The following is a 4,981-nucleotide window of genomic DNA, read 5'->3' on the forward strand; positions in this document are numbered from 1 at the left end:
CACCGGTCGCGGCGGTCCACGCCCCCCACGCCCCGGGCGCCGCCTGGGAGACGGTCGCGGCGAGGGCCTCGGCCTCGCCGCGCGCGACGTCCTCGGGGACGCCGGCGGCCCGCGCGACCTCGAGAAGAGCGGCCGTCGCCTCGGCGAGGGTCGGCGGGTTCGTCGTCATCCGGTCACGGCTCCAGGTCCAGGCTGTTCGCCGAGGCACCCGACGGACCCGAGGGCTTCGGGCCGGGCGCGGCTCGTCGTGCGGTGTCTGACGACGGAGGGCCCTCGGGAGTTCCCGACGGGTCGAGCCCCAGCCCCCCGCCGTCGGCGCCGTGGAACCGGGCCTCGAGGAAGCGACCGTGGGCGATGAGCGCCTGGGCGTCGGACCGGTTGACGGCGTCGAGGACCTTGGTCATCGTCGCCCCGAGCAGCTCGAGCTGGTCGACGAGCACCATGAGGGCGGTGCGCCCCTCGTCGATCGGCCGCGTGTCGGCCCAGTCGCGCGGCAGGCGCAGGTACCCGGCCACCGCCTCGGGGAGGTAGCTCGTCGCCGTCGCGACGACGGCATACGCATCGGCGGAGCCGAGTCCGAGGGAGGCGAGGCGGGGCAGGCAGGCCCGGACGAGCCGGTCGATGCGGGCGACGCGGGAGGTGACCAGGGGCGAGGCGTGGGCCTCGCGCAGCGACGTCGCGACGCCGTCGAGGGAGGCGACGACGTCGGCCTCGGTCGGCGCCGCGGGCACGTCGGCGGGCGGCGGGTCCTGCTCGCCACGCAGCCAGTCCCACAGGCCCACGACGCGTCAGACGCCGTCGAGGTCGAGCTGCTGGGTGCCCCGCGCGTCCTGGGCCTGGACACGGGCGAGGTACTCCTTGGACTTGTCGACCTCCGTCTCCAGGACGCCGATCGTCTGCGCCATCGTGTCGAGCGCCTTCATCCGGAACTGGTCGATGGAGTCCATCGTCGCGTAGATGTTCTGGAACGCGGCCTGCAGCTCCGGGAGTCCGAGCGTCGAGGACGCCGCCTGCTCCTGGATCGCCGCCGAGTTGTCGCGGAGCATCGCCGAGGTCCGCTCGATCATGCTCGAGGTCGTCGTGTTGAGGGCGCTGATCTGGTCGAGGACGAGCCGCTGGTTGCCGAGGGCCTGGGCGACGATGACGGCGGTCCGCAGCGCGGAGACCGTCGTCGTCGAGGCCCGGTCGACGCCCTTGATGAGCTCGACGTTGTTCTTGATGATGATGTCGATCGCGAGGTAGCTCTGGATCGAGACGGCCAGCTGCGTCAGGAGGTCCTGGTGCTTCTGCCGGACGTAGAACAGGACGTCCTGGGAGAGCGCGGAGGCCGCGTCGGGGTCGGAGATCTCCAGCTCGGCGATGCGTGCCGACAGCTTCGTGTCGAGCCGCTCGGCGATGTAGACGTACTGGTTGAGCCGGCCCATCGTCGCCCAGAGGTTGGTCTTCTCCAGGTTGAGGGCGACGTTGTCCTTGGTCAGCTCGTCCTGCCCGTTGCGCAGGCTGTGGAGTATGCCGTTGAGCTGGCCCTGCGCGGACTGGTACCGCCGGAAGTAGTCGACGACCTTGTCCCCGAACGGGATCATGCCGAGGATCTTGCGGGTCCCGCCGAGGCGGCTCGGGTCGAGGTCCTCGACGGTGCGCCGCAGGTCGAGGAGGGTCTTGCCGACCTGGCTGCCCTCGGAGAGACCGCCGTCCTTGAGCGCCTGGACCGGTCGGTCGAGGAGCCGGTTGGACGTCTCGGCCGCGCGGCGGATGTCGGCGTCGCCCATCGTCCGGACGTTGTCGGCCTGCCGGGCGAACTCGGGGCTCCGCAGCGGTGCCTGCGAGATGGCCGTCATGAACGAGTCGACCTTCGCGTCGAGCCCGGGCACGGCATCCGTCGGGACGGCCGGCGCCATCCGAGGGGCCTGGGTGGCCTGGACCGCCGGCGGCGCCTCCGGGGCGGTCAGGGTGAGCGTGGGCTCCGGTGGCTGGAGCGGGGCGACGGCGGCGCCGTCGTCGGTGGCGGACATGGGGTGCTCCTTCGGGAGGTCGTGTCAGGATCCCTGGGGGGTCGTCGGGCCGGGGTCGGGGGCGGCCGGGTCGGTGCCGTCGGCTCCCTCGACCTGAGGCGCAGGCTCCGCGGCCTGGGCGCGGGGCAGCTCGGTACCGGTGTAGGACTGCGGGGGCGGGACGGCCGGGCCCGAGGAGCCGAAGTCGACCCGCACGGGGTCGCGGCTCTCGCCCCGGGCCTCGAAGTACTCGCGCTTGCTGACGTGGGCGATGCCGGCGACGATGTTGCTCGGCACGGTGTCGACCTTCGTGTTGAGCTCGCGGACGTTGGCGTTGTAGTAGCGCCGCGCGGAGGCGATGCGGTCCTCGGTGCTCGACAGCTCGTTCTGGAGGGCGAGGAAGTTCTGGTTCGCCTTGAGGTCGGGGTATGCCTCGGCGACGGCGATGAGCCGCCCGAGCGCCTGGGTCAGCAGGCCCTCGGTCTCGGCCTGCTGGGCCGGTGACTGTCCCCCGGCCATCGCGGCGCCTCGGGCCCGGACGACCTCCTCGAGGGTTCCCCGCTCGTGCGCGGCATACCCCTTGACCGTCTCGACGAGGTTGCCGATGAGGTCGTGCCGGCGCTGCAGCTCGACGTCGATCTGGTTCCACGCCTCGTCGACCTTGTTACGGAGCCGGACGAGGCCGTTGTACATCCCGACGACCGCGAGCGCGAGCACGACAAGGACGACGATGACGATGATCAGGGCGATCATGGGATTCCCTCCGGGCCTGCGATGCTCCCTCGATCCTAGGCGGTGGATCGAACCCGCTGGCGGCTCTTGCTCGGGCGCCCCCGCCCCCATCCGCCGGTCCCGGGAACGGGACGAGGTCAGGCGAGGCCGAGCTCGTGGACGTCGAAGACGTAGCGGTAGTCCAGGCCCTCCTCGGCGAACCGCTCCGCCGCACCCGTCGCCCGGTCGGCGATCGTCGCGACGGCGACGACCTCGGCGCCGGCCTCGCGGGCCGCGGCGGCGGCCTCGAGGGGTGAGGCGCCGGTCGTCGACGTGTCCTCGACGACGAGGACCCGGCGCCCGGCGATCGACGGTCCCTCGATGCGCTGCTGGAGGCCGTGCGCCTTCCCTGCCTTGCGGACGACGAACGCGTCGAGCCGGCCCCCCTGCGCGGCCCGGGCATGGAGCATCGACGTCGCGACGGGGTCGGCGCCGAGGGTGAGCCCGCCGACCGCGTCGAACTCGAGGTCCTTGACGCGGTCGAGCATGACCCGGCCGACGAGCGGCGCCGCCTCCCCGTCGAGGGTGATGCGGCGCAGGTCGACGTAGAAGTCGGCCTCGCGGCCGGAGGAGAGGGTCACCCGCCCGTGGACGATGGCCTTGGCCTTCACGATGGACAGGAGTCGGGCCCGGTCGGCCGAGACGTCGGCGGGCGTCGGGGTGGTGGTCGGCGTGTCGGTCACGGCCTCCACGGTATGCCGTGGGGACCCGCCGCGACCCAGGGGCCGGCGGTGCTCAGGGATCGACGGTGCACGGGGATCAGTGGTGCGCCGGGCATCGGTGGAGCCGGGCATCGGTGGAGCCGCCGACGACCGACGGACACCCAGAGGGACCGGGCGGACCCGTTGGCGAGCGTGTCGTGAGCACGGCCAACCGACCGACGCCGGGCCATTGGAGGTCCGTCGGTCGCACCTCACCTCACCCCACCCGCCCCAACGCCACACCTCGCGTCCCGCGGCGGCACGTGCGGGGGGCTTCGTGGCCCGGGATGGCGCCGCCCGGGTTGGTGCTGCCCGCGGCTGGGACTGCCCGCGGCTGGGACGCTTGTGGGGAAGGGAGCTAGAGCCATAGCTCGCGCTGCCTTCCCCACCAGCGCGCGTGCGGAGTCGTCGCGGCCCGGACCGGCCCGGGGATGGCGAGTCGGCGAGCCTAGGGTTGTCGACGTGCGTATCGCGACGTGGAACGTCAACTCCATCCGCTCTCGGATCGACCGGCTCGAGGACTGGCTGCGCCGCAGCGACGTCGACGTCGTCGCGATCCAGGAGACGAAGGCGCGCGACGACCAGTTCCCCTTCGCGCGGCTCGAGGCGCTAGGGTATGCCGTCGCCCACCACGGGTTCAACCACTGGAACGGCGTCGCGATCCTCTCCCGCGTCGGGCTCGACGACGTCGAGAGAGGGTTCGACGGGGTGCCGGTCTGGGGCGACGCCGCGGTCCCCGAGGCCCGCGCGATCGGCGCCCGGTGCGGTGGCGTGAGGGTGTGGTCGGTGTACGTGCCCAACGGGCGCAACATCGAGGACCCGCACATGGCATACAAGCTGCAGTGGCTGGCCCGGCTCCGTGACGCGGCCGCCCTGTGGTCCGCCGACCCGACGCCGACGGCGATCATGGGCGACTGGAACATCGCGCCGCGCGACGAGGACGTGTGGTCGATGGAGTACTACCTCGACAAGAGCCACGTGTCGCCGCCGGAACGAGCCGCGTTCCAGGCCGTCCTCGACGCCGGGTTCGCCGATGTCGTCCGCGAGCACACTCCGGGACCGGGGACCTACACGTACTGGGACTACCAGCAGCTCCGCTTCCCCAAGAACCGCGGGATGCGGATCGACTTCGTCCTCGGCAACGCGCCCTTCGCCGCCCGCGTCGAGGGGGCCGTCATCGACCGCGAGGAGCGCAAAGGCAAGGGCGCGAGCGACCACGCCCCCGTCGTCGTCCAGCTCGCCGACTGACAGCCCTCTCGTCCGCGAACCACGTCTACCGTCCCCCTGCAGCTTTATCGGGTCACCCCGCAAGACGTGGCCCCTCCCCCTGCAGCTTTATCGGGTCACCCCGCAAGTCGTGGCCCCTCCCCCCTGCGGCTTTATCGGGTCACCCGATAAAGCTGAGCTTCACCCGACTTCCCTTGTCGGGTGAAGCTCAGTCTTGTGGGGTCACCCGATAAAGCGAGCTCGGGGCGCGGGTCGCCGGCCGGGGGCGGGGCGGCGACGGGGGGCGGGGGG

Annotated in this window: 5 protein-coding genes; 1 reads left to right on the forward strand and 4 read right to left on the reverse strand. The window is 72.3% G+C overall.

The genetic code is table 11. The features are described 5' to 3' along the window. Window positions 1–173: 173 nt before the first annotated feature. From BN12_RS18230 to pyrE, 4 genes are all read right to left on the reverse strand, one after another. A complete protein-coding gene (locus BN12_RS18230) occupies window positions 174–782 on the reverse strand; it encodes a hypothetical protein (protein ID WP_053080084.1) in 609 nt (202 codons plus the stop codon). Between the two features lie 6 nt (window positions 783–788). Beyond that, window positions 789–2,012, reverse strand: coding sequence for a toxic anion resistance protein (locus BN12_RS18235; RefSeq protein WP_048554707.1), 1,224 nt, complete (start codon window positions 2,010–2,012; stop codon window positions 789–791). Window positions 2,013–2,036: 24 nt separating this feature from the next. Beyond that, window positions 2,037–2,744, reverse strand: coding sequence for a LemA family protein (locus tag BN12_RS18240; RefSeq protein ID WP_048554709.1), 708 nt, complete (start codon window positions 2,742–2,744; stop codon window positions 2,037–2,039). A 116-nt stretch (window positions 2,745–2,860) separates the two neighbouring features. Beyond that, entirely contained in the window at window positions 2,861–3,445 is a 585-nt protein-coding gene (gene pyrE / locus BN12_RS18245; protein WP_048554714.1) for an orotate phosphoribosyltransferase, read from the reverse strand. Between the two features lie 480 nt (window positions 3,446–3,925). Between pyrE and BN12_RS18250 the strand changes: the two genes are divergently transcribed. Beyond that, the gene (locus BN12_RS18250; RefSeq protein ID WP_048554718.1) at window positions 3,926–4,711 is read left to right on the forward strand and encodes an exodeoxyribonuclease III; all 786 of its coding nucleotides are present in this window, start codon (window positions 3,926–3,928) and stop codon (window positions 4,709–4,711) included. Window positions 4,712–4,981: the final 270 nt, after the last annotated feature.

It is taken from the genome of Nostocoides japonicum T1-X7 (genome assembly GCF_001046855.1).
GTDB classification, from domain to species: Bacteria; Actinomycetota; Actinomycetes; order Actinomycetales; family Dermatophilaceae; genus Nostocoides; species Nostocoides japonicum.

Coding starts and splice junctions, on each gene's coding strand:
- BN12_RS18235 (WP_048554707.1), bottom strand. CDS start 2,012: ATGTCCGCCACCGACGACGGCGCCGCCGTCGCCCCGCTCCAGCCACCG.
- BN12_RS18240 (WP_048554709.1), bottom strand. CDS start 2,744: ATGATCGCCCTGATCATCGTCATCGTCGTCCTTGTCGTGCTCGCGCTC.